Below are 18,531 nucleotides of genomic sequence, written 5' to 3'. Positions count from 1 at the left end.
GGGTTGTCCCAAGGCCGTTTCCGGCCCAGCGCTTCAGGGTTGTGCGGTTACTTCGGGTTGGTGAACAGGAACGCGGCGGTGTTGTAGGCCACGTTGGGCTTGCGCTCATAGGTGGCGCCGTAGATCCAGCTCTTGGTGCCACGGTCGTAGTCCGGCGTCTCCGCAAACGGGTGGCCTTCGATCACGTTGGTAAAGCCAAAGGCTGGCTGCGCAAGGCTGATGTCTGCACTGCCGTTGCCACCGATCTTGGGCACGTAGGCCAGGATGGCGTTGTTGCCCCACACGTCACGGCCGGTGTCGTTTTCGTCGATCCACACCGCATCGCCCACCACGATCTCATCCACTTTGAGGATGGTCTTGAGCTGCTCATGGGTAGCGGGGCCCATCTGCGTAGATGGCAGGTAAGAGCGCACTTCTGGGTTGGTCACCAGTGCACTCTCTGCATCTGCCGAAAGAGTCAGCTTGTTGGGGCGCTGACCGATCTTCTTGCGGATCACGTCGCTGGCCGCGCGGATGTCTGTAACTGGCGTGCCGGTTGCCGCGCTCCACTTTGTGGCGCCCGCCAGTGCCAAAACATGGCCCGCTGCATAGGTGCCCGCCGTGGTCGCCAGGGTGGCCACGTCGATCTCGTAGTCCAACGCAAGGATGTCGCTGGCCGTGGTCATCGCGATGCGGCTCACGTCCAGGTAGTTGCCCACGTTCAGCTTGCGGCTTTCATCAGCCTCACGCAGCAGCTCGCGCGGCATGGGCACATCCACCGCGTATTGCTCTACGGAGTAGGTCTTGCCCTCGAACTTGATGTTGACGCGCTTCGTTGGCCCGCCTGGCGCGCGGCGCAGGTTGTATCGGCGCAGGCGCTCGTCACCCAGTTGCGCAAGTTGCACGCTGGACAGTGCCTGGGGCAGTCGGGGGAATAGCTGCTCGGCGACGTAGTTGCCCTGACCCATGCCCAGCAGCAGGTTGGTCAGGATGGGGTTTTGCTTGAGCCGGATCTCGGCAAGGGTCATGGTCATGGTGGCCTGTTCCTGGTGAGGTGAAGATGTGGTGGGTTGGGTGCCGTGGTGCTACCGGGGCGGGTCAGCTCGTGAACGACGCAGTGACGGCAGTCAGTGCCTCGGAGTAGTTCACCTTGTGCTGGCGCATGTAGTCCTGCGCTGCCTTGTCGATCTCGGCGTCGCTCTTGCCCTTGGCCGCGCCTGGCTGGGATTGGCTGGCGACACGGCCGCCCGCGAACTCGCCGAAGCTCACGGCAGGCTCTGCTTTGGCGATCAGGTCTTGCAGCCACTGGGCCGGGCTGACCTTGCGGGTGGTGTCGCCCTCGGCAAACTCCACAGGCTGGGCATCTGCCAGCACTTCCAGCGTGGCCACGACCATGGCCTTGTCCTTGGGCAGCACGCGGCCAGCTTCCACCTGGGTTTCAGCGAAGGACACGAAACCGGCCTTGCGATCTGCGCGGGCCTTTTCGGCAAACGATGCGGCCTCGGCCTGGGCGGTTTCGGCCTTCTTTGTGGCTTCGGCCGCAGTGGCCTCGACCTTCTCGCGGGCAGATTTTTCAGCGGCGATTTGTTTGTTGGCTTCGTCCAGCTGGGCTTGCAGTTCTTTGCTCATGTCGTCGGGCTCCTGTGTTGACGGGTCGGCGGATACGGGTTCGGAAAACGAGACGGCGCCGCCTGCGTCGTCTTCAGAAAACTGGATGTCTTTCAGGCCAGCAATGGCCGGGGGCTGCGCGCCCAGGAACGCCACATGCCGCAAGTACCACTTGCCGGGCGTTGGGTTGTTGGGGGCCTGGGGCGGGTAGAAGGACGCGCTGCGCTTTGGAAAGCGCTTGGCCGCCACCATCTCGGCGAACTGCGGCTCTACGTTGTGGGGGGTGATGGCCAGCACGCCGTCAGCGTTGCGGCTCACGGCCTTGACCCAGCCGTATGCCGGGAGGTTGTCTTTGGGGTGGCCCACCGTGAGGGGCGCTTCGCGCAGCGCGGGGTTGTAGCTGGCGGCCATGCCGTCCACATCGGCTTCGCTGAAGTCATGCGCCACGCCCTGGTCATCAATGTGACGACCGGGCCGGAAAATCTCGATGCCAGCAGGCAGCGTGACGGCGGATGCGGCAGTGGTGGCGGGCTTCTTGGAGGGCATGGCCGCTACTGTCGCGGCCATTGATGTGCAAGCCCAAATGCCGCGCACCACAGATTTGCAGCAAAGAAAAAGCCCCGCGCGCGCGAGGCAGGCGGGGCAGATATGCGGGGGCGGGTTACAGGGTCAGTCTAGCGGCAGTGTGCCTTGCCGCAGCGCGATTTGCTCACGGCGCCAAGCGCGCTCAATGTTGCGCACCCGGCTGACCGTGATGCCGGTTTCGTCGGCCACCTGCTTGTACGACTGCCCTTGCTCAAGCAGCTCGACCACCCGGCGCGCGCGGGCGCTGCTCATGACATCGGCCCCCACCGGAATGTAGGGCTGAGTACCGCCTTCGTCCTGCGCCAGCCCCAGCATCAACGCCACGGCCAGACTGGCGAGCGCAGCCGCAGATACCGTGCCAGAGCCTGGCGCAGACAGCAGCGTGATGTAGTAGCTGGTGGCAAAGCTGCGCCACACATCGGGCCAACTGGCGGGCATCAGCGCCTCCAGCGGTTGCAGCTGCTCTTGCGTCAGCTCGGTCAGGTTGAGGCGGTCAAACATGTCATGCATGGGTTACCTCTCTTCTTTGCGTTGCTGCCAGGACTTCAGCGCTTCAATGCAGGTATCCAGCTGGGCCGCATTGGCGAACGCCAGCGCACTCACATGCACCGTGCGGGCCACCCAGGCGTTGAGGGCTTTCGGGCTGGTGTCATGGACAAGGCCGTCACGGTGCAGCTGGTGCCACAGCGCCCACACCTTGCGCTCTCGGGGGCTTGCTTCGGCTTTGGCCTGAGCGAACGTGCGGCCGGTCGTGCGGCGGCGCAGCGGCTTTGCCACGCCCGAACGTTCGGCCAGGTTCTGCATGTGGTCGCGCACGGCCTGGCGCTCCTTGTCCGTCAGGCCTTTGCTGCTGCTCTTCTGGGTCAGGTTCTTGAGCAGCGCGCGGTAGTCATCGTCCGAGAGCCGCAGCTTGGACTTGAGGACGTGGATGGCGGCGGTGTGGTTGCTCATGACAGCGCCCCGCACTTGCGCGAATACTCCATGAACGCCAAGACTTTTGCCTTTTTGCGATCAACAGCACCAACGTCCAGCGGCAGCACCGGCACGCCTGCCTCTTCGAGCATCTCGGCAACCGCGATCAAATCGCTCAGCTCCTGGCGGATGCGTTGTGTGTTGGACAGCTCTTGACCTGGCTGCACTTCGTCGCAACCAAACCGCATGGCTTTGGTCGCCCGTTGCGCAACTTCAACGGCCTCTTCGGCAAGGCACGCCAGGAGGTATTCGGTGCGGTTCACTTCGCGCCCCCCAACACCAGCGGCCCAAGCCACCAGTTCCACAGCCCGAACAGACTGCACAGCAAAAAGACCCAGTGCTGCACATGCAGGGGCCACTGGCGCTGCCAGGCGCTCACGGTGAGCCAGCCCAGGTTGCTGACCAGGAACGCGCCGAAACCCCAGCCGGGATATGCGGGCATGGCGAGCAACAGGGTTCCGGCAACGCCGAACAGCGCAGCCAGGCAAGAGAGGATGAGGGCTGGGGTCAAGGCGGGGATTTTCATGATTGGGCTTCTGCGGGCTGGTTGGTGCGGGCGGCGGCTGGTTGCATCTCTGCGAGTGGCACAAGCGGGATGCGTTCTGCTGGCAGCTCCAGCGTCTGCGCAATCAACCCCCCGTCGCTGGACCGCGCCACGGCCAGCATTTGCCCGGTGCGCGCTGCCAGCCTGGGGGCTGTGTAGTCCTGGCCCGCGTGCCGCACCGTGCCGCCTGGCCGCACCCTACGGATGAACCACGACGACGCAACGATGCTGCGGCGGCCCTTGTAGCGGCTCCAGGCCTGCATGATCTTGCGGGGGTCGCTGGGCCAGTACCCATGGCGAAGCCGGTGCACGGTGCCATGCGCCATACCCAGGGCGCGCGTTGCGGCGCCCAGTGGGCTCTCACGCAAAAAATGCAGCAAATCGGGCGGAGCGCAATCCGGCCCATACAAGCGCTTGGAACCCTCAGCACTAGCGCTGGTACCAACCGGCATGTTTGAGGGGCTGCAACCCGCTCCCAATCGATCCACAGAGGCAAGGCAATCCATCATTGCCCCCCCGTTTCGCCGCCAAGCGCTTCGGCCACGTCAGGGATCAGCTTCACCAGCTCGCCCGTGGCAATGGCCACATCAGCATCAAACCCACCGTCGTCGGCCTTCGTGCCCTCGAAAACGGTGTCGAGGAACTGCACCTTGCGCAACTGCAGCTCACTGGTGAGCACAAACGACACGCGGTCATCCCAGGTCAGCGCCAGGCGTGTGGGCAGCTTGCCCGCGTCGATGTGTGCTTGCACCTCCTCAATGTCCAGCGGGTGGCGGGCATAGCGCACCACGGCCTTGGACTCGTCGGCACTCTTGAGCTCGCACTCGCGGTCCACCGTGAAGCCGACGGGCGGCTCTTGTTCCTTGAGCCAGTGCGCCATGGCTGCCTGGGGGCTGGTCTGGGTGTGGAGCAATGACACCGACAAACCGGGCAGAGCTTCGACCAGCAGGGTGACCACCTCGTCCGCACGGCCCTGGCTGGAAGTGTCCAGCACCAGCAGGCGCGCGGCCGGGTCGATCCACACCCACATAGAGGCCTGCTTGGTCAGGGCCTTGGGCAGCAGGTCCAAGCGGGCTTCTTCCTTCAGCTCCTTGGTTTCCTTCTTGCCTGGCTTGCGGCCGGTTTCCTGCTCAATGCGGGCGGCCTTCTCCTTGACCTTGCGGGCCAGGGCGCTGCCTGGCAGCACCTTGGTTTCGGCCATGAACCGCAGGATCCACTGGCCCCCGACCGACTCGGCCAGCGGACCGTGTGCATCACCGCGCGGGGGCACCCAGCCCAGGGACTTCTCTTGTGTGGCGCCGCACTCGGCAAAGGGCGCCTTTGCAAGCGCCTGCTCGACCTGGTCAAGGGTTGCTGACCACTGGGGGGCGATGCGATAGATGATGAGGTTTGCAAACATGTCTTGCTCCAGGTGAAAAAGAACCGGTGTTGTCGGACACCGGAAACCGGGTATCGCCGCGCCAGCCCCTTGCGGGGAGGAGGTGCCGTGGTGATGGGGATGGACATCAGCACGGTGGCACTCGATACCTGCGGCAGTTGCGGCCCGTGGATAGGCCGTGGCGCACACCGCTTGCCACACCGGCCTGTCGCGCCCCAAGGCGGCCGGTTGCGCGTGTGGTTCAGGGTTCCGGTACCGTGCCTTCGTCCAGCAGACCAGACGCGACGCCTTCAACCGAATCTGCGAGGCCTTCCAGTTCGTTCACGCAGAACTGGTCAAGCTCTTCCCACTGCCGGGACATCAGCTGCAGCTGCTCGCGCATCGTGCGCAGGCGCCGTACATGCCTGGCGGCCAATTGCTTCTTGGTTGGGGTGCTCATACAGCCTCCAGAGTCACATCGTCGTAGTCCACGGCATACACATCCGCCGACAGGATCAAGATGCCCAAGCTATCGATGTCTGGCCATCCTTCACGCTGCTCTTCAAGCACCCTCTTCGTCCAGTGCCGGTCCCCGTTCTCATACGGGTCGAAGCTCGCGCCGCCATCGGCCATGAAGAAACGAATGGCAACCTGCCCGAACAGGCGGATGACCGCGCGCACCACATCGCCGTCCTCTTCCATAAGGCGGCTATCGTTTTCCGACCAAAAGTCGTTGATCAGCGTTGCAAGCTCAGGCGTGAGGACGTCGTGATCGACGCGGAGTTTGACGCCCGAGTCTTCGAACCAGCTTGCAGTCACGATGTAGGTTTTCACGTTGCTCATGCCGCCCCGCCTTTCTGCCCGCCGGGAGCATGCTTGTTGCAGATAGCCATGGCCGCAACCATGAAGCCGTGCAGGCCGCACTCTCGATACCCGCCTTTGTGAAAGCCACTGGGCACGTTGCGGCCGTTCGCGCAGTTGTGGCACCCGTCGCGCTCAAGCGGTGAGCGGTAGCCGATGGCCAGCTTGCAGGATTGGATGCTGCCCATGGTCAGGCCTCGCCTTCTTCGCCCATTGCGGCCTTGAGGAGCGCGTCCACCATCTTGTCCACCTCGCTGTCCACGGGCCGTACCACGGTCTGGTCGCCCGCCTCGGACAGCGTGACGCCGATCTTCTTCAGCTCGGCCGCCGAGAGCTGGGCCAGGGCTTCCTTTACAGGCGTCTCTTTGGTGCGGATCAGCACGTCGGCTTGCTCGGGCAGGTGCTTCTTGATGCGGGCGACAACGGAATCCGCGTCATCAAAGCTCAGGGCGCCCTTGCCCTTGGCGTAGCCCACCTTGATGCCTGCAAACACCTGGGTGCGCGGCTTCACAAAGCAACCGGGGTTGGCCTCTACCAAGGCGCGCAGGGCTGCTTCGGTTTCGGCAGCGCGGGCCAGGGCACGCTTGATGCCCGGCAGGTGTTCGCGGCGCAGCGCGGCCTGGGCGTCGGTGAGTGCTGTCACGCGCTCGGCCAGCAGGTTGCGGGCTTGGGCGTGCACTTCGGCATTCTTGGAGATGGTTTCGAGTGTTGTTGCCATGTTGGCTCCGTTCAGTGGATGTGGTTCGCGCCTGGGGGCAAAGACGCAACGGTGTTTTCAATGAGGTCTGCGACCTTGCGGGCCGTGGCTGCGGCCGATCTGGCGCAGCAGGGGTGGCACACGGCCACCGACACGTAGGCGCTGATCAGCGCCTCCAGTGCTACGCGGTGCGTCGGCTGCTCGCTGGCGATGTCAACCAGGCGGTGCGCCATGGCGGCTACTTCGGATGCGTGCTGTGCGCGGTTCTCTGGCATGGCCGTCCCCAATCAGCAGCGGTAGCCCACGCTTGGGCAGCTGCGAAAGTCCATGGCGCCAGCGCGCAGCGCGGGGCTGCGTGCGGGCTCGTAGGTTCCAGCCATCACGTTGACGCGGCGCGGCAGCGCCACGGGCGCGGCCTGGGCGGCCTCTTGGGCGGCTTGCTCTGCGCGTTGCGCCTCGGTGATGCCGCTCCATGTCCGGCCTTCCCCATATCCGTCGCTCTGCAGGCGCCCTTCGGCGGCCAGGTATTGCAGGCGTTTGCGCAGGGCCAGCAGCGCGCAATCCTTGGCTGGCTTGCCGGGGTACACGTCGCGGAACACTTCAGCCAGGCTGAGCGGGCGCGCCGCGTTCGCCAGATGGTTCTCGATGTAGTCGTTCAGCGCAGCGCGGCTGAGCTGGGAGGTAGTGGCTGCGGTCATTGCTGGGTGCCTTTCTTGGCTTCGATTTGTTGACGCATGGCGCGGACGGTGGGGGACATGCCAGCGGGTGCCGGTGCGGCAGGTGCTGGCCGTGGGGAGGCGGCGGGTGCAGGTGGCTGCACCAGGTCGGCCACGCTCTTGGGGCCGTTGACGGTGGCGGCGCGGGGGCCGGTGCGCAGGTCTTGCTCGCGCTGGCGCTCGGCCTGGTCTTCGTGCTTATCGGCCATGCCCGCCAAGATGGCGAAGAGGTAGCCGTGGCCCTTCATGGGCAGCTCTAGGCGCTGGGCATCGCGGGCGGCAAGCATCTGGTCGATGGCCATGGCCCAGGCAGTGCGCGGCGCAGGCCAGTCGCGGCCCTTCCAGGTGATGGCTTCGCGCTCCAAGTCGGGCAGCAGTTGCAGGATCAGCTTGATCTTCTTTGCCGCCGTCAGTCGCTGCTTCGGCGGGGTGAACAGGCCGAGGTACTGCAGCACACGGCCGCCCAGCGGGATGCTGACGGCTGCCAGGCGGGCCAGGGCGCGCTGGTCGCCCTCGTGGGCAAACAGCACGGCCAGGTCCAACTCGGTGCCGCAGACGGGGCAAGACAGGTCTGCGCTCACAGAGGCCAGCCTTTCGCCTGCAGCACACCGGCTGCAAAGCCGATAAGGCCAGACACCGCCAGCAAGGCGATGACGTCCAGCACCAGGCGGCGCCAACCCGTGATGCGGCGTGCGCGGCGTGGGCCGTGCTCCACCGCCCCGGGGGCGAAGTAGTAGCCACCAGGCGGCAGCGACTCGGTGTCGTGATGGCAGGTGCGTGGGGCGCGGTTCATGCTGCAGCCCTCCGAATGAACATGGCCGCCACGCTGCGCGCCTCCGGGAAGTCCGCCAGGGTCTGCAGCACGGCTTCGAAGCCATCGGCAAAGATGCCGGTGCAGCGGCCCCGAGAGCCGTCAGCCATGGTGATCTTGATGCAGTAGATGGCCATGGCTCAGCACCCCGCAATCACCTGGGCATCCACCTTGGGGAAGCCCACGGCAGCCGCAGCGTTCAGCGCCCGGCACACCAGGTTGTTGACCACCTGGGGGTAGCAGATGCTCACCACCTCGTGGCTGCGGCCGTGGGCCGTGTGGATCAAACGTGCCCGGATCGCGTCCATCGCATCCGGCTCAAACACCTTGTCCAGCGAGAGACCCATGCGCTGAAACTTGAGCTGCAGGTACGCCTCGACGTCGTTGTCCAGCGGCTCCATGGTGATCTGCTCGCAGCGCTGCACAATCTCACGCACCTCGGGGTTGCGTTCGCTCAGGATGTCGAACAGCTCGTTTTGACCGATGAGGCACACGCCCAGCAGGCGGCGCAGGCCATCTTTCAGCTCCATGAAGTTCTTGAGGTGCTTGAGGGTGGGGATGGGCAAGCGGTGGGCCTCCTCAATCACCAGCAGGTGGGTATAGCCCGCGCTGCGGCTGCCCTTGAGCAGCTCGTGCACCTGCTTGTAGCGGGCCTGCGGGCTGCTCTTGAGGGACACGCCGGGCGCCAGGGCGTCCACGATGGCTTCGGCGATGTGGCCGCTGCGCAGGGGCTTGCCGCGTGCCTCGCTGGCCTCCATACCTTGCACGTAGGGCTTGATCAGGACGATGGGGCGGTGCTCCTCGCGGATGCGCTCCTCCAGCTCCTCGCGCAGGGTGGACTTGCCGGAGCCGCTTTGGCCGATGATCGCAATGAAGCCGTGGTTGGTGGCAGCGTCCAGCATGGCGGCGCGCACATAGCGGCCGTGCTGCGTGGCGAATACGTCTTCGCGGCTGGCAATGTCATCGACGAAGGGGCTGCGCGTAAGGCCAAACGCTTTGCGCGCTGCCGGGGTGAGGGTTTCGTTCTTCAGTAACATTGGCTCTTCCTCCTTGGGTTCGGTTGGTTCTGGGTTCACGGGGGCGGCCTCGGCGTGTTGCAAGCACGCCGGGGCCAACTTCTTTGCGGGGGGCAAAACGATGTCGCACAGGTGGGCCATGGAGGCGCCACGCGACTTGAGAAAGCTCACCACCCGCTGGCGCACTTCGCTGGCGCGGCGGGCGGGCAGTTGCCCATGGGCCACCAGGCGGCTGGCGGCGCTGCGCGAAAGGTCGGCGGCGCGGGCCAGGTCGCGGGCGGGTATGCCCAGCTCGGCCAGCATGGGCTGCAGCGGTGGCAGGTTGGTGATGGTGGCGGCGGTGTTCATTGGCCACCTCCCACTACGCGCAGGCCAGCACGCACCGTGAGGCGGGCCACCAGGGCGTCCAGCTCCGTTTCGGGTACGCCGTCTGGGTGCAAGCCCTTGAGGGTGCCCACCAGCTCGGGCGACATGGCCACGCCCTTGGCGACCAGGGCCTTGGCGGCTTCAAAGTGGGTGAGCAGCTCGACAACATCGGCAGGGGCCTGGGCCACGCGGGTGGTGGTCTGCAGCTCGGTTCCTCGGCGCGGAATGAAAGTAGGCAATGTGGCCTCCACAATGTGCTTTTCTGGGTCATATCGGCCGCCGAACGCGGTGGCCTTTGCCTTGCGCTTGGCGGCGGCTTCTTCAAGCGTTTGAGCCTCCATGGCGAGCAGCTCGACCTCCTTGCGGTTCGCGTCTGCCCGCGTGTCGGCGTGTCGGCGGTAGTCCTCACCAATCACGTTGCTGTGCTGGCCCAGGCTGAAGCCGTCGTCGCCCTTTGCCACCAGCGGCGAGATATGCAGCAGTTCTTTGCCATCAGCATCGGTGTCCACAATCAGTACGGCGTCGGCCTGGTAGGGGCTGTAGGTGACAAGGACCTTCTCGCCCACCATGACGTTGGGAACACCGCTCACGTCGTATTCGGCGCGGTCGAACTCCACCCGCAGCTTGTCGCTCACCTTGCGCTCCACAGGTGCATGGGTGAGCAGTTCCCTGCACAGCTCGGGACTGGGGGCAATCCGCAGTTGCTCGGGCTGGATGGTCATCCATTGCAGCGTTCGCGTTTTGTTGTGGCGGCTGTGAACCTTGGTGGCGTTGAACCAGCGCATCCACCGCGCGACCCGAGCGTTGAGCTCTTCCAGGTTGTTGACTGGCTTGAGGCGCAAACCGGCCTCGAATTCGCGCTCCAGAATGTCGCGGGCCTTCTCCACGCTGCCGGTTGCACGGGCGTTCTCGGGTGCATGGGCAATTTGCTGCACATCCAGGCGGCGCAGCAGGTTCTTGAACATGCCGCTGGTGTTGGCACTGCCCATGTCCATCATCAAGATGAAGGGAACACCATAGAACGGATCGTCCCCGCGCTGCTGAATCGCGGCGATGAAGCATGCAGCGATGTTGGCTGCGCTCTCGCCGTCAAACACATACATGGCGAAGATGCAGCCGCTGTTGTGGTCGGTAACCTCGTAGCTCCACACGCGCCGGTCCTCAATGCGCTTGAGGTTCTTGGGCTTGTTCTTGTTGAACTTCTTGGCCTCCATCACCTGCAGGCCCATCTCGGCCGGGTTGGTTGTCTCCAGGTAGTACAGGACGCACAGGCTGGCGTCGATCTGCCATACGTGGTTGGGGTGCAGGCTGCGCAGCTCCCGCGCTGGGGCAGGCTGCAGCAGCTGGTCAGGATGCAGACCGTAGATGCGCATCGCGCGGGCTATGGCGCTTGTCGAGAGCGCTTTGCATTCGCCCGTGCTCGGATCGACGCGCTCAGCGCGGATCGCCCCATTGGCGCGCAACACGGTAACTGCGTGATCAATGGTGTAGAGGCGCTTTCCGTTTTTGCGCATGCCCTCCATGACCATGGTGCAGATCAGTTTGGCCTCTTCGCGGGTGAGGGTCACCTCGCCAGCATCGCTACGCTGGCGGCGCGGTGGGCGCAATGTGGTTTCCTGCAGCGCCCGGTAGATCGTTGAACGTGATCGGCCCGTGGCAGCGCACAGCTCGTCGATGAGTGCACCCTTGTTACCGTGCTCCACATCGCCCAAGCGGGCGTGCACCAGCGCTTCGTTGATTGGGGGAGTGACGTTTGCCGCCATGGTGAGATGCGAGCCTTACGCCTTGTCCCACTCGGACATTTCAGCGGCGAGGCGCTGTTCGTTCGCATTGCTCACGTCGGGGAGGTTGAACTCCTGACGAAGAGCCGTGATTTTTGCCTGTACCTGGCCTACCAGTCCGGCCATGAACACGCCGTGTTCTGCGTCGTTGTCGCTAGTGCTGGCGTGGCTTCTGATCTTGAGCAGCGCCTGGCGCAAGTTGCCCAGCATGAATCCTTCTGCGTCATTGGCGATGGCCGTGGCTTCCTTCTTGATGGCTGTAAGTTGCTCGTCCTTTGGCAGCTTCTCGATGCGGGTGAGGTCGCGCTGCAGCTTGTCGATGGTCTTGTTCTTCGTGGCCAGCACGTCCTCGCTGGCCTTCAGCTCGGCCTTTGCTTCGGCGGTTGCGGCCTCGGCCTGCTGCACCTTTTCGGCGAGGTCTTCAATGACGGAAAGCACCTCGGCCTTGGTGCTGCCTTCGGCAATTGCGGCACGCACGATTTCGAGTTTCTCGGGCGGCATGGCGCGGGTCAGGCGCAAAGTGTTGCGGCCTATGCGCAGCTGAGCAGCAGCCTCGTAGGCTTGTTCGCCCAACAGGTTGAGGTTCTGCGTTTCCTCCAACATCGTGTTGTATGAGCGGCCGAAGACGCGGCGGCAGAAGTCATCCAAATTACCCGCCGTGGCGGGTAATTTTTCAGCACTCCCCTCTGTAGCGGTTCCCAAATTACCCGCCGCTGCGGGCAATTCCGGGAGCGGGATCCGCCGAAGCACACTGAGGGGCAAGTCACGCACCTGGTTGAACATCTGCACCTCGGCAGCGTGCGAGAAGCTCTTGTGCAGCCGGGCCATGAGTGCGCCACCCACGGCCTGCGAGGCCTGGGCCAGCTGGATATCTTCCTGCTCGCGTTGCATCACTTCCTGCTCACGCATGGCAACCATGGCGCTGCTCAGCTTGTCCTTGTCGATGTTTTTTTCTTCCACGTCGTGTACTTCCGTAGCGTTTTTCTGGCGTGCCATGGGTTTCTCTCAATCAGGGTTGCGGGTGAATCGGTTGCGTGCTTCATCCACGCGGCGCTGGGCTGCGTCGATGGCGTTTAAAACTTTGATGGCCTGCTGCGGCAGGCGGGGGGTAAGGCGCCAGTTGCCTGTGGCCTCATCGCGCTCGGCAACGCCTGCGGTGCGCAGGTTGTCCAAATCACGGGTTATGGTGCTGCCCGTGGCGTTGAGCAACTGGGCCAGCTTGCTGGGCGGGTAGCCATGCACCACGTCGCCACACAGGGCGAACTGCAGTTGCAGGATGCGTTGTTGCGCGGCGTTGGTGTAGTCTGTGGCGCGGCTCATGCCAGGCTCTCCATGTAGCCGTTCGCAATCAGCGAGCCCTCTTCGGCGCCTGCAAAATATGCGTCGAACTCAGCGCTGCCCTGCGCGTAGGGGCAGACCAGGCGCTCGCGCTGCAGAACCAGACGCAACTTCGCCAATACGCCCAGCTGGTAGGCACTGCTGCGGGCGGGGCGGCCAGGGAAAAAGGCGCTGAGCATCAGCCCGTCAACCTGGGCGCGGGTGGCTAGTTGGGGGCCGGGCCTGGGCAAGCCCAGGGCGATGGCGTCAAATGGGTCGTGTGGGGTGTTCATGCTCAAAACTCCAGTTCTGGCGTGGCGTACTGCGCCACGTTGTGGTGGTGGTAGGCCACCTGCTCCAGGTGCAGGCGCAGGGCGGCCAGGGTGGCTTCGGTGTCTGCCGCCTGGGGGGCGGCATAGAACTGGGTGAGCAGCTGCAGGGCAGCGGCGCAGCTGCTGTTCATGTCGAGCAGCTCGGTGCCCTCGGCCTTGCGGCCGGTGGGCATGGGCACCACCAGGGCGCCGCTGCTGGCGGCCAACCACTCGCTCACGTAGTGGCAGCCGCAGGCCAGCTCGTAGGCCGGAATCAGGATGGCGGGCATGCGGCCGGTGGCCAGCCACTTGTAGAGGCTGTCGTGCGTGGTGCCCATGCGGTCGGCAATGCGCTCCACACTGAGGTGGCGCTTGGCTTGTGCGTATTCCTTGCACAGGCGCAGTGCGTGCACGAGGCTGTTGGCACGCTGGCGTTTCAAAGGGGCGCGGCTCATCAGAAGCCCCCCCGTGCTGCCGCTTCCGAACAAATGCCCGGCTGGAAACGCTGCAAAAGGCTTTCGTGCTGGCAAAGTACGGCCATCACTTCACCCCTTGAAAGGACATGGGCCATGACCCCGAGCGAAGACGATATGAAAGCGATGCGCCAGCAATTCGCTGCGCAGCAGCTCGAAACACAAGGCATGCAACTTGCCGTGATCGAGCAGATGTGGCTGGAGCTGGCGCGCGCGCTGGCTGCGCAAGGCGTGCTGAACGTCGACGTGTTGGCGCAGCGCCTGGAAGAACATGCCGTGCGTGCGGAGCATTTGCCCGGTTGGTTCTTTGGGCTGACAGAGGCGGCGCAGATGCTGCGCCAGCCTTCCAGTGATCCAGATAGCCTGGTTCAGTGAGCGCACGCCGGCGAATGTCGGCCGCGATGGCGTGTGCCATGGCTACCGAACGGTCACCCGATAAGTAGCTGCCGCGTGCGTCGCGCTGGACTTCGGGCGTGAGGCGGCGCACGTTGCTGGCCACACACCCCAAGATGGGCGTGCTCATCGGACAGCCAAGACCGTCTCGGCGATTTGTTACATTGGGCGAATGCACCACTTTGAACCTCGCGTTGTGATCAGTCGTTGACCGGCAGGCCCAGCTTCAGGCGTACGTCGCGGCCTTCGCCGTAGTTGCCGATGCGCACACCGCGCACGGCGTCGCTGACGGTGCGGTACTTGAAGCCGTTGGCTTTGGCGAACTCTTTGAGGGTCATGCCCTGCTGGCGCAGCCGGTGCTTGATCTGGTTGGCAGTGGGGTGAGAGGTGGTTTGGCTCATGGCTTTCTCCGGCGTGTAAGTCGCTGTTGATTTGCGCGTGGTGCTGTTGATGAATGTGATTGTAGGTTTGATTTTCAAACCTTGCAAGGGGTTTGGTTTGCTTTCTGAACTTTTAAAACAAGTGATGCGCGAGTGCGGTCTCAAGCAATCCGATTTGGTCGAATTGCTGGGGGTGTCGCTGAGCCGCGTTAAAGCGATGACCTCGGGCCGTGTGAAGAACCTCACCCGTGAGGAGAGCGAGGCCCTGATCACGAAGCTCCACATCCGTGGGGACTGGCTCGCTACCGGGGAAGGTCCCATGCTGCAGAGCGAGGGCGAGCGCGAGATGGGCAGACGCATGGATCTGCTGAAGCTGGCCACCGGCAAGGCCCAGATCGACGGGCTGGAACCGCACTACAGCCGGTTGCTGATGGAGATACTTTTCTACGCTGACCTGGGGGACGCCGATGCGCTGCGCAAGGCGCTCAACCAGCTGCAGACCGACGAAATGGCGCTGCTTGCCAGCTATCGAAACTGCAGCGAAGAAGCCAAGGTGAGGCTGCTTCAAGAGGCTGCGGTTCTATCCGCAGGGTTTCGCGCAGGGAACGGAAAGAAGGCCGAAGGGAAGAGGGACGGCGGCCAGAAAATTGTGGGCGACAACGCTATCCAGATTGGTAGCGTGACAGGCAAGGCCCGTATCAAAAACAGATGAGGTGAAACTTGGGTGAGCTACCGAAGCAGCTCTTGGCGTGGATCGCCAAGCTGCTGCCAAAACAAAAAGTACAGGGGGACGGCGCGATTCAGGTGGGCAAGGTGGAGGGCGGAATGCAAGTGGTGCACCAGCATTTCTACCCGGCCACCGCCACACATCCGCCGATGAAACAACCGCAGCCCGTTGGCACCATGGCTGCAGATCAGCACAAGCAGGTTGTGTCTCAAATTCTGAAGGCGCGCAGCCAGCTCACAGACAGAGAACTCGCAGGGTTCAAGAGGTTTATGGAGCGGGAATTCAAGACACAGCTGGTGAAGGCCATACCTCATTCGGACCTGCACCGGGTACAGTCCTACCTAGCAAAAACCATCCGGAACAGGGAGAAATCGCAGTGATGAAACCAGCTATTTTTCTATCTGCAGCGCTGATCGCGGCCGCCCCGGCATGGGCCATCAACAAGTGCACTGGGCCGGATGGCAAAGCAGTGTTTCAGGATGCGCCTTGCGCTGGAAAGGGAGAGGAGATTGTGGTGAGGCCGGCAAGCGGACACGCACCGGTTGCCCCAACTCCCACTGCTGCGGCACCTGCAGGCACGGCGGCGGTAGCGCCTGCCGGTGCTACAGCGGCGGCGCCTCAGAAGAAGGAAGGCGCATTTGGCGAGAGCTGGCAGCGCAGAACGTTCCTTGAGAACCGAGGCATTCCCGACGCCCGCGCTGCACTGCAGGCACACCGCAACGCTTGCGACTCCAAACAGCGCGAGCTCTCATCTCAAAAGAGCCGCGCGAACAACAATCTCGCAGGCGCCACCTGGTTGCAATCCATCTCAACAGAGATGCAGGCCGCCGCCACTATTTGCGAAGCCAAGACTCGTGAGCTCCAGGGTAACCTGGAAGGACTAGAGAAAGAGCTGCGACAGTTGCAGGCGAAGCAATGATGAAATCAGCCATCTTCCTATCTGCAGCGCTGTCCGCAGCCGCCCCGGCGTGGGCTGTCTACAAGTGCACTGGGCCTGATGGAAAGACCGTGTTCCAGGACGCGCCTTGCGTGGGCAAGGGAGGGCAGATCGAGGTCCGTCCAGCGAGTGGAGACGGAAGGTCGGACTTTCAACGTAGTTTGGATGCATCAACAGAGGAGATCAAAAAGGCGTATCAAGCCGTGAATGACACGTGCAACGCGCGCGGCATCACGGCGCTTTCTATTGGCATGTCGAAGGACGATGCGCTCTGCGCTCCGGGATGGCGATTCCCCAAAAGTACGAACACCACTTCGACCGCAAGTGGTGTGCGCGAGCAAGTGGTGTATGGTGGCTTTGGCCGCTTGGATTCCCCCCGTAAGTACCTCTATTTTGAGAACGGCAAGCTCACTGCTATTCAGGAGTGACCATCGGCCCTATCGCTCGCCAAACAATGGCGCGCGCCATTTAGTACACCCCGCGCGCGCACGGCATCCTGCCGTGCATGACGCTCAAAGACCACATCCCCGTATGGCTTCGCGCCCCGCGCAATAGCCTGTTCCTCGTGCTCGCGGTGCTGCTCCTTGCGGCCATCGCAGTGATCAAACCGGACAACCTCCCGGTGGTCCTCTACAAAGCAGCGCTGATCGCTCTGGCCGCCGTGATCGGCTACTGGCTTGACCGTGCTCTGTTTCCCTACGCACGGCCGGACTCGTTCCTGTGGCGCGACTGGCGCAAGGGCACGGACGAGCCCGAGGGTGATGTGGACTATCCCATTGCCAATACCGAGTACCTGGCGGCCTATTGCACTGCGCAGCTGCGCCGCGCAATTGTGGTGGGCTGTGTCGTGTTGGGTGTGGCTGCGGGGCTGTGATGCGTTGGCGGTCCCGCATCCCAGCGCTGGCCTGGCTGGTGGTTGCAGTGGTGGCCACCGTGGCCGCAAGCTGCGCGCAAGCCCAGGCTCAGGTGCCGCGTGAGGCTCTGCAGCATCGCTCGCTGCTGATCCGCACTGCGCGCTACGCATGGGGCATCAATGCCCCTGTGGCGGTGTTCGCTGCTCAGGTCCACCAAGAGAGCGCCTGGCGGCCCGGCGCCGTCTCCCACGTGGGGGCGCAGGGATTGGCCCAGTTCATGCCAGCCACCACGCGGTGGATTGCGGGCCTGGACCCTGAGCTTGCCTCACAGCAGCCCTTCAACCCGTCCTGGGCGCTTCGCGCCTTGGTCACCTACGACCGCTGGCTGTACGACCGTGCCCCGGCTCACTACTCGCCGCGTGATCGCATGTGGGTCGCGCTGCGCTCTTACAACGGCGGGCTTGGCCACTGGCAACGCGAGGCAGCAAGTACCGGGCTCGCTCAGCCTTCGCGCGCCCAGGTGGATGCAGCTTGCGGCAAAGCCCGCCGCGCTGCCGTGCACTGCAAAGAAAACCTGGGCTACCCGCACCGCATCCTCATCGTTATCCAACCGCGTTATGCGCAATGGGGGCCTGGGCTATGAGTTTCAGCATCCGCTCCATCGCAATCGCGCTCGCCATTGCCGCTGCCATTGCGGGCGTGAAGTTCTGGCAGTCCCACCTGGTGAGCAAAGGCGATGCCCAGGGCGCGGCCCGTGTGCAGCATGCCTGGGACACACAAGAGAACGCCCGCAACGCGGCCACTGCCCGCGACAACGCCATCAAGTTTCGCAACGCCGAAAGGACCGCCCATGAAGACGCCAAACGCGAGGCTGCGCGCCGCGCTCGTGATGCTGATGCCCTTGCTGCTGTGCGCAGCCTGCACACCGAGATTGCCCGCCTCAACAGCCGCCCCGATCTCTACCCGGCAGGAGATGCCGGGCTTATCGCCTGTGCTGGCGAAGCCCGTACAGCCCGAGAGCTATTCGGAGAAAGCGCTGGCGCGTATCAAGAGCTGGCGGCAGAGGCTGACGGACTCAGAGACCAAGTGATCGGCCTGCAGGACTTTGCAATCAGCGTCTGCCGGGCCGGGTCGTCTTCTGCCCACCAAGAGGCGCAAGACGCCCAGCACCAATGACCAATTTTGACCTCTCCAGCATCGTTGCAATCATCACGATTGCGGGCACGTTTCTTGGCATTTTGTGGGGGTTGCTCAAGTACATCGGCACCCAACAGGAGCGCCGGATCAATGAGAAGTTTGCCGATCTGGCTTCGACCATCGGCCGGATGAGCGACGAGCTCAAGAGCGAGGCAGCATCTACCCGGCAGCTCGAAATCTCATTCTTGCGATTCCAGGCTGAGTTGCCCCGCGACTACGTTCGCCGGGATGACTTCGTGCACACCCTGGGGACCATCAACACGCGCATCGACAACTTTGCGTTGCGCGTGGAGCGCGCCATAGACAACCGCAACGGGAACCTGCAATGACTCTTAACTATTCCGCTGCTGCGCTCAAGGCCCGCCGCGAGGCCATCCGTTGGCACCTGCTGTCGGCCGTCGATTTGTCTCGCCCAGTGGGCATCTATACCGAGGCCCTGCTGCCCATCGTTCAGTCGGTATATCCCGACGCCACCCACCAGGAGATCCGCCGCGAGCTGGATTACCTGGAAGAGCGCGAGATGGTACGCATCACGCGTGACCCCCTTGAACGTTGGTTCGTGGACCTGACCCGCACGGGGATTGAGTTCGTGGAATACACGATTGACGCCCAGCCAGGCATTGCCCGGCCACGCCTGACTCAGGGGTGA

General features: G+C 63.7%; 34 protein-coding genes. 10 read left to right on the top strand and 24 right to left on the bottom strand.

What is annotated here, in order from left to right; genetic code table 11:
- Positions 1–47 precede the first annotated feature (47 nt).
- From ACODS0_RS06285 to ACODS0_RS06175, 23 genes are all read right to left on the bottom strand, one after another.
- A complete protein-coding gene (locus ACODS0_RS06285) occupies positions 48–1,013 on the bottom strand; it encodes a hypothetical protein (protein WP_488833635.1) in 966 nt (321 codons plus the stop codon).
- Positions 1,014–1,077: 64 nt separating this feature from the next.
- The gene (locus ACODS0_RS06280; RefSeq protein WP_488833633.1) at positions 1,078–2,133 is read right to left on the bottom strand and encodes a hypothetical protein; all 1,056 of its coding nucleotides are present in this window, start codon (positions 2,131–2,133) and stop codon (positions 1,078–1,080) included.
- Positions 2,134–2,256: 123 nt separating this feature from the next.
- The gene (locus ACODS0_RS06275) at positions 2,257–2,682 is read right to left on the bottom strand and encodes a helix-turn-helix domain-containing protein (RefSeq protein WP_488833631.1); all 426 of its coding nucleotides are present in this window, start codon (positions 2,680–2,682) and stop codon (positions 2,257–2,259) included.
- Between the two features lie 3 nt (positions 2,683–2,685).
- Positions 2,686–3,123 carry a phage protein GemA/Gp16 family protein gene (locus ACODS0_RS06270; protein ID WP_488833629.1) on the bottom strand — a complete coding sequence of 146 codons (438 nt, stop codon included), beginning with the start codon at positions 3,121–3,123 and terminating at the stop codon, positions 2,686–2,688.
- Positions 3,120–3,407 carry a hypothetical protein gene (locus ACODS0_RS06265; RefSeq protein WP_488833628.1) on the bottom strand — a complete coding sequence of 96 codons (288 nt, stop codon included), beginning with the start codon at positions 3,405–3,407 and terminating at the stop codon, positions 3,120–3,122. Before ACODS0_RS06265 ends, ACODS0_RS06270 begins: the two co-directional genes overlap by 4 nt.
- Positions 3,404–3,670 carry a hypothetical protein gene (locus tag ACODS0_RS06260; protein WP_488833626.1) on the bottom strand — a complete coding sequence of 89 codons (267 nt, stop codon included), beginning with the start codon at positions 3,668–3,670 and terminating at the stop codon, positions 3,404–3,406. The genes ACODS0_RS06265 and ACODS0_RS06260 overlap by 4 nt, the downstream gene beginning before the upstream one ends.
- Complete coding sequence (locus tag ACODS0_RS06255) at positions 3,667–4,056, bottom strand: hypothetical protein (RefSeq protein ID WP_488833623.1); 390 nt, start codon at positions 4,054–4,056, stop codon at positions 3,667–3,669. The genes ACODS0_RS06260 and ACODS0_RS06255 overlap by 4 nt, the downstream gene beginning before the upstream one ends.
- Positions 4,057–4,193: 137 nt before the next feature.
- On the bottom strand, positions 4,194–5,087 hold the full coding sequence (locus ACODS0_RS06250) for a recombination-associated protein RdgC (protein ID WP_488833621.1): 894 nt from the start codon (positions 5,085–5,087) through the stop codon (positions 4,194–4,196).
- A 220-nt stretch (positions 5,088–5,307) separates the two neighbouring features.
- On the bottom strand, positions 5,308–5,505 hold the full coding sequence (locus ACODS0_RS06245) for a hypothetical protein (RefSeq protein ID WP_488833619.1): 198 nt from the start codon (positions 5,503–5,505) through the stop codon (positions 5,308–5,310).
- Positions 5,502–5,888 (bottom strand): DUF2528 family protein, encoded by a 387-nt coding sequence (locus ACODS0_RS06240; RefSeq protein WP_488833617.1) that lies wholly within the window; start codon positions 5,886–5,888, stop codon positions 5,502–5,504. The genes ACODS0_RS06245 and ACODS0_RS06240 overlap by 4 nt, the downstream gene beginning before the upstream one ends.
- Entirely contained in the window at positions 5,885–6,094 is a 210-nt protein-coding gene (locus ACODS0_RS06235) for a hypothetical protein (RefSeq protein WP_488833613.1), read from the bottom strand. Before ACODS0_RS06235 ends, ACODS0_RS06240 begins: the two co-directional genes overlap by 4 nt.
- Before the next feature lie 2 nt (positions 6,095–6,096).
- Positions 6,097–6,624, bottom strand: a complete 528-nt coding sequence (locus ACODS0_RS06230; RefSeq protein ID WP_488833611.1) for a host-nuclease inhibitor Gam family protein — start codon at positions 6,622–6,624, stop codon at positions 6,097–6,099.
- A gap of 11 nt (positions 6,625–6,635) precedes the next feature.
- The gene (locus tag ACODS0_RS06225) at positions 6,636–6,878 is read right to left on the bottom strand and encodes a hypothetical protein (protein WP_488833609.1); all 243 of its coding nucleotides are present in this window, start codon (positions 6,876–6,878) and stop codon (positions 6,636–6,638) included.
- 12 nt (positions 6,879–6,890) lie between these two features.
- Positions 6,891–7,301, bottom strand: coding sequence for a hypothetical protein (locus ACODS0_RS06220; RefSeq protein ID WP_488833606.1), 411 nt, complete (start codon positions 7,299–7,301; stop codon positions 6,891–6,893).
- Positions 7,298–7,900 carry a hypothetical protein gene (locus tag ACODS0_RS06215; protein ID WP_488833603.1) on the bottom strand — a complete coding sequence of 201 codons (603 nt, stop codon included), beginning with the start codon at positions 7,898–7,900 and terminating at the stop codon, positions 7,298–7,300. Before ACODS0_RS06215 ends, ACODS0_RS06220 begins: the two co-directional genes overlap by 4 nt.
- The gene (locus tag ACODS0_RS06210; RefSeq protein ID WP_488833601.1) at positions 7,897–8,112 is read right to left on the bottom strand and encodes a hypothetical protein; all 216 of its coding nucleotides are present in this window, start codon (positions 8,110–8,112) and stop codon (positions 7,897–7,899) included. Before ACODS0_RS06210 ends, ACODS0_RS06215 begins: the two co-directional genes overlap by 4 nt.
- Positions 8,109–8,267 (bottom strand): hypothetical protein, encoded by a 159-nt coding sequence (locus ACODS0_RS06205; RefSeq protein ID WP_488833599.1) that lies wholly within the window; start codon positions 8,265–8,267, stop codon positions 8,109–8,111. Before ACODS0_RS06205 ends, ACODS0_RS06210 begins: the two co-directional genes overlap by 4 nt.
- 3 nt (positions 8,268–8,270) lie before the next feature.
- The gene (locus ACODS0_RS06200; RefSeq protein WP_488833598.1) at positions 8,271–9,494 is read right to left on the bottom strand and encodes an ExeA family protein; all 1,224 of its coding nucleotides are present in this window, start codon (positions 9,492–9,494) and stop codon (positions 8,271–8,273) included.
- On the bottom strand, positions 9,491–11,275 hold the full coding sequence (locus tag ACODS0_RS06195; RefSeq protein WP_488833596.1) for a transposase family protein: 1,785 nt from the start codon (positions 11,273–11,275) through the stop codon (positions 9,491–9,493). Before ACODS0_RS06195 ends, ACODS0_RS06200 begins: the two co-directional genes overlap by 4 nt.
- A 15-nt stretch (positions 11,276–11,290) precedes the next feature.
- Complete coding sequence (locus ACODS0_RS06190) at positions 11,291–12,289, bottom strand: hypothetical protein (protein WP_488833595.1); 999 nt, start codon at positions 12,287–12,289, stop codon at positions 11,291–11,293.
- A gap of 9 nt (positions 12,290–12,298) precedes the next feature.
- Positions 12,299–12,613: an IclR family transcriptional regulator gene (locus ACODS0_RS06185; RefSeq protein WP_488833593.1), complete on the bottom strand. Its 315-nt coding sequence runs from the start codon at positions 12,611–12,613 to the stop codon at positions 12,299–12,301.
- On the bottom strand, positions 12,610–12,903 hold the full coding sequence (locus ACODS0_RS06180; RefSeq protein WP_488833592.1) for a hypothetical protein: 294 nt from the start codon (positions 12,901–12,903) through the stop codon (positions 12,610–12,612). The genes ACODS0_RS06185 and ACODS0_RS06180 overlap by 4 nt, the downstream gene beginning before the upstream one ends.
- A gap of 2 nt (positions 12,904–12,905) precedes the next feature.
- The gene (locus ACODS0_RS06175; RefSeq protein ID WP_488833590.1) at positions 12,906–13,376 is read right to left on the bottom strand and encodes a hypothetical protein; all 471 of its coding nucleotides are present in this window, start codon (positions 13,374–13,376) and stop codon (positions 12,906–12,908) included.
- Between the two features lie 114 nt (positions 13,377–13,490).
- Here ACODS0_RS06175 and ACODS0_RS06170 point away from each other — a divergent pair, with 114 nt between their 5' ends.
- Positions 13,491–13,769, top strand: a complete 279-nt coding sequence (locus ACODS0_RS06170) for a hypothetical protein (RefSeq protein WP_488833589.1) — start codon at positions 13,491–13,493, stop codon at positions 13,767–13,769.
- A 218-nt stretch (positions 13,770–13,987) separates the two neighbouring features.
- On the opposite strand, the gene ACODS0_RS06165 is transcribed toward ACODS0_RS06170, so the two are convergent.
- Positions 13,988–14,188: a helix-turn-helix domain-containing protein gene (locus tag ACODS0_RS06165; protein ID WP_488833587.1), complete on the bottom strand. Its 201-nt coding sequence runs from the start codon at positions 14,186–14,188 to the stop codon at positions 13,988–13,990.
- 49 nt (positions 14,189–14,237) lie between these two features.
- On the opposite strand from ACODS0_RS06165, the gene ACODS0_RS06160 reads away from it, so the two are divergent.
- The 9 genes from ACODS0_RS06160 to ACODS0_RS06120 all read left to right on the top strand — a co-directional run bounded on the left by ACODS0_RS06160 (position 14,238) and on the right by ACODS0_RS06120 (position 18,531).
- Entirely contained in the window at positions 14,238–14,879 is a 642-nt protein-coding gene (locus ACODS0_RS06160) for a hypothetical protein (RefSeq protein ID WP_488833584.1), read from the top strand.
- A 32-nt stretch (positions 14,880–14,911) separates the two neighbouring features.
- Positions 14,912–15,274, top strand: a complete 363-nt coding sequence (locus ACODS0_RS06155; RefSeq protein ID WP_488833581.1) for a hypothetical protein — start codon at positions 14,912–14,914, stop codon at positions 15,272–15,274.
- Entirely contained in the window at positions 15,274–15,813 is a 540-nt protein-coding gene (locus ACODS0_RS06150; protein ID WP_488833580.1) for a DUF4124 domain-containing protein, read from the top strand. The genes ACODS0_RS06155 and ACODS0_RS06150 overlap by 1 nt, the downstream gene beginning before the upstream one ends.
- Complete coding sequence (locus ACODS0_RS06145) at positions 15,813–16,259, top strand: DUF4124 domain-containing protein (protein ID WP_488833577.1); 447 nt, start codon at positions 15,813–15,815, stop codon at positions 16,257–16,259. The genes ACODS0_RS06150 and ACODS0_RS06145 overlap by 1 nt, the downstream gene beginning before the upstream one ends.
- A gap of 77 nt (positions 16,260–16,336) precedes the next feature.
- Complete coding sequence (locus ACODS0_RS06140; RefSeq protein ID WP_488833575.1) at positions 16,337–16,705, top strand: putative holin; 369 nt, start codon at positions 16,337–16,339, stop codon at positions 16,703–16,705.
- Complete coding sequence (locus tag ACODS0_RS06135; RefSeq protein ID WP_488833573.1) at positions 16,705–17,328, top strand: transglycosylase SLT domain-containing protein; 624 nt, start codon at positions 16,705–16,707, stop codon at positions 17,326–17,328. Before ACODS0_RS06140 ends, ACODS0_RS06135 begins: the two co-directional genes overlap by 1 nt.
- Positions 17,325–17,861, top strand: a complete 537-nt coding sequence (locus ACODS0_RS06130) for a hypothetical protein (RefSeq protein ID WP_488833571.1) — start codon at positions 17,325–17,327, stop codon at positions 17,859–17,861. The genes ACODS0_RS06135 and ACODS0_RS06130 overlap by 4 nt, the downstream gene beginning before the upstream one ends.
- The gene (locus ACODS0_RS06125; protein WP_488833568.1) at positions 17,858–18,211 is read left to right on the top strand and encodes a hypothetical protein; all 354 of its coding nucleotides are present in this window, start codon (positions 17,858–17,860) and stop codon (positions 18,209–18,211) included. Before ACODS0_RS06130 ends, ACODS0_RS06125 begins: the two co-directional genes overlap by 4 nt.
- Positions 18,208–18,531, top strand: a complete 324-nt coding sequence (locus ACODS0_RS06120; protein ID WP_488833566.1) for a hypothetical protein — start codon at positions 18,208–18,210, stop codon at positions 18,529–18,531. The genes ACODS0_RS06125 and ACODS0_RS06120 overlap by 4 nt, the downstream gene beginning before the upstream one ends.

Source organism: Acidovorax sp. FG60, assembly GCF_057808995.1.
The sequence above is the reverse complement of the archived record's forward strand: the minus strand, read 5'-3'. Positions and strand labels throughout refer to the sequence as shown.

Bases quoted from the DNA above. Each gene is read 5' to 3' on its own strand.
- ACODS0_RS06285 (WP_488833635.1), bottom strand. From the start codon at position 1,013: ATGACCATGACCCTTGCCGAGATCCGGCTCAAGCAAAACCCCATCCTG.
- ACODS0_RS06280 (WP_488833633.1), bottom strand. From the start codon at position 2,133: ATGCCCTCCAAGAAGCCCGCCACCACTGCCGCATCCGCCGTCACGCTG.
- ACODS0_RS06275 (WP_488833631.1), bottom strand. From the start codon at position 2,682: ATGCATGACATGTTTGACCGCCTCAACCTGACCGAGCTGACGCAAGAG.
- ACODS0_RS06270 (WP_488833629.1), bottom strand. From the start codon at position 3,123: ATGAGCAACCACACCGCCGCCATCCACGTCCTCAAGTCCAAGCTGCGG.
- ACODS0_RS06260 (WP_488833626.1), bottom strand. From the start codon at position 3,670: ATGAAAATCCCCGCCTTGACCCCAGCCCTCATCCTCTCTTGCCTGGCT.
- ACODS0_RS06250 (WP_488833621.1), bottom strand. From the start codon at position 5,087: ATGTTTGCAAACCTCATCATCTATCGCATCGCCCCCCAGTGGTCAGCA.
- ACODS0_RS06245 (WP_488833619.1), bottom strand. From the start codon at position 5,505: ATGAGCACCCCAACCAAGAAGCAATTGGCCGCCAGGCATGTACGGCGC.
- ACODS0_RS06240 (WP_488833617.1), bottom strand. From the start codon at position 5,888: ATGAGCAACGTGAAAACCTACATCGTGACTGCAAGCTGGTTCGAAGAC.
- ACODS0_RS06235 (WP_488833613.1), bottom strand. From the start codon at position 6,094: ATGGGCAGCATCCAATCCTGCAAGCTGGCCATCGGCTACCGCTCACCG.
- ACODS0_RS06230 (WP_488833611.1), bottom strand. From the start codon at position 6,624: ATGGCAACAACACTCGAAACCATCTCCAAGAATGCCGAAGTGCACGCC.
- ACODS0_RS06225 (WP_488833609.1), bottom strand. From the start codon at position 6,878: ATGCCAGAGAACCGCGCACAGCACGCATCCGAAGTAGCCGCCATGGCG.
- ACODS0_RS06220 (WP_488833606.1), bottom strand. From the start codon at position 7,301: ATGACCGCAGCCACTACCTCCCAGCTCAGCCGCGCTGCGCTGAACGAC.
- ACODS0_RS06210 (WP_488833601.1), bottom strand. From the start codon at position 8,112: ATGAACCGCGCCCCACGCACCTGCCATCACGACACCGAGTCGCTGCCG.
- ACODS0_RS06205 (WP_488833599.1), bottom strand. From the start codon at position 8,267: ATGGCCATCTACTGCATCAAGATCACCATGGCTGACGGCTCTCGGGGC.
- ACODS0_RS06200 (WP_488833598.1), bottom strand. From the start codon at position 9,494: ATGAACACCGCCGCCACCATCACCAACCTGCCACCGCTGCAGCCCATG.
- ACODS0_RS06195 (WP_488833596.1), bottom strand. From the start codon at position 11,275: ATGGCGGCAAACGTCACTCCCCCAATCAACGAAGCGCTGGTGCACGCC.
- ACODS0_RS06190 (WP_488833595.1), bottom strand. From the start codon at position 12,289: ATGGCACGCCAGAAAAACGCTACGGAAGTACACGACGTGGAAGAAAAA.
- ACODS0_RS06185 (WP_488833593.1), bottom strand. From the start codon at position 12,613: ATGAGCCGCGCCACAGACTACACCAACGCCGCGCAACAACGCATCCTG.
- ACODS0_RS06180 (WP_488833592.1), bottom strand. From the start codon at position 12,903: ATGAACACCCCACACGACCCATTTGACGCCATCGCCCTGGGCTTGCCC.
- ACODS0_RS06175 (WP_488833590.1), bottom strand. From the start codon at position 13,376: ATGAGCCGCGCCCCTTTGAAACGCCAGCGTGCCAACAGCCTCGTGCAC.
- ACODS0_RS06170 (WP_488833589.1), top strand. From the start codon at position 13,491: ATGACCCCGAGCGAAGACGATATGAAAGCGATGCGCCAGCAATTCGCT.
- ACODS0_RS06165 (WP_488833587.1), bottom strand. From the start codon at position 14,188: ATGAGCCAAACCACCTCTCACCCCACTGCCAACCAGATCAAGCACCGG.
- ACODS0_RS06160 (WP_488833584.1), top strand. From the start codon at position 14,238: ATGAATGTGATTGTAGGTTTGATTTTCAAACCTTGCAAGGGGTTTGGT.
- ACODS0_RS06150 (WP_488833580.1), top strand. From the start codon at position 15,274: ATGAAACCAGCTATTTTTCTATCTGCAGCGCTGATCGCGGCCGCCCCG.
- ACODS0_RS06145 (WP_488833577.1), top strand. From the start codon at position 15,813: ATGAAATCAGCCATCTTCCTATCTGCAGCGCTGTCCGCAGCCGCCCCG.
- ACODS0_RS06140 (WP_488833575.1), top strand. From the start codon at position 16,337: ATGACGCTCAAAGACCACATCCCCGTATGGCTTCGCGCCCCGCGCAAT.
- ACODS0_RS06135 (WP_488833573.1), top strand. From the start codon at position 16,705: ATGCGTTGGCGGTCCCGCATCCCAGCGCTGGCCTGGCTGGTGGTTGCA.
- ACODS0_RS06130 (WP_488833571.1), top strand. From the start codon at position 17,325: ATGAGTTTCAGCATCCGCTCCATCGCAATCGCGCTCGCCATTGCCGCT.
- ACODS0_RS06125 (WP_488833568.1), top strand. From the start codon at position 17,858: ATGACCAATTTTGACCTCTCCAGCATCGTTGCAATCATCACGATTGCG.
- ACODS0_RS06120 (WP_488833566.1), top strand. From the start codon at position 18,208: ATGACTCTTAACTATTCCGCTGCTGCGCTCAAGGCCCGCCGCGAGGCC.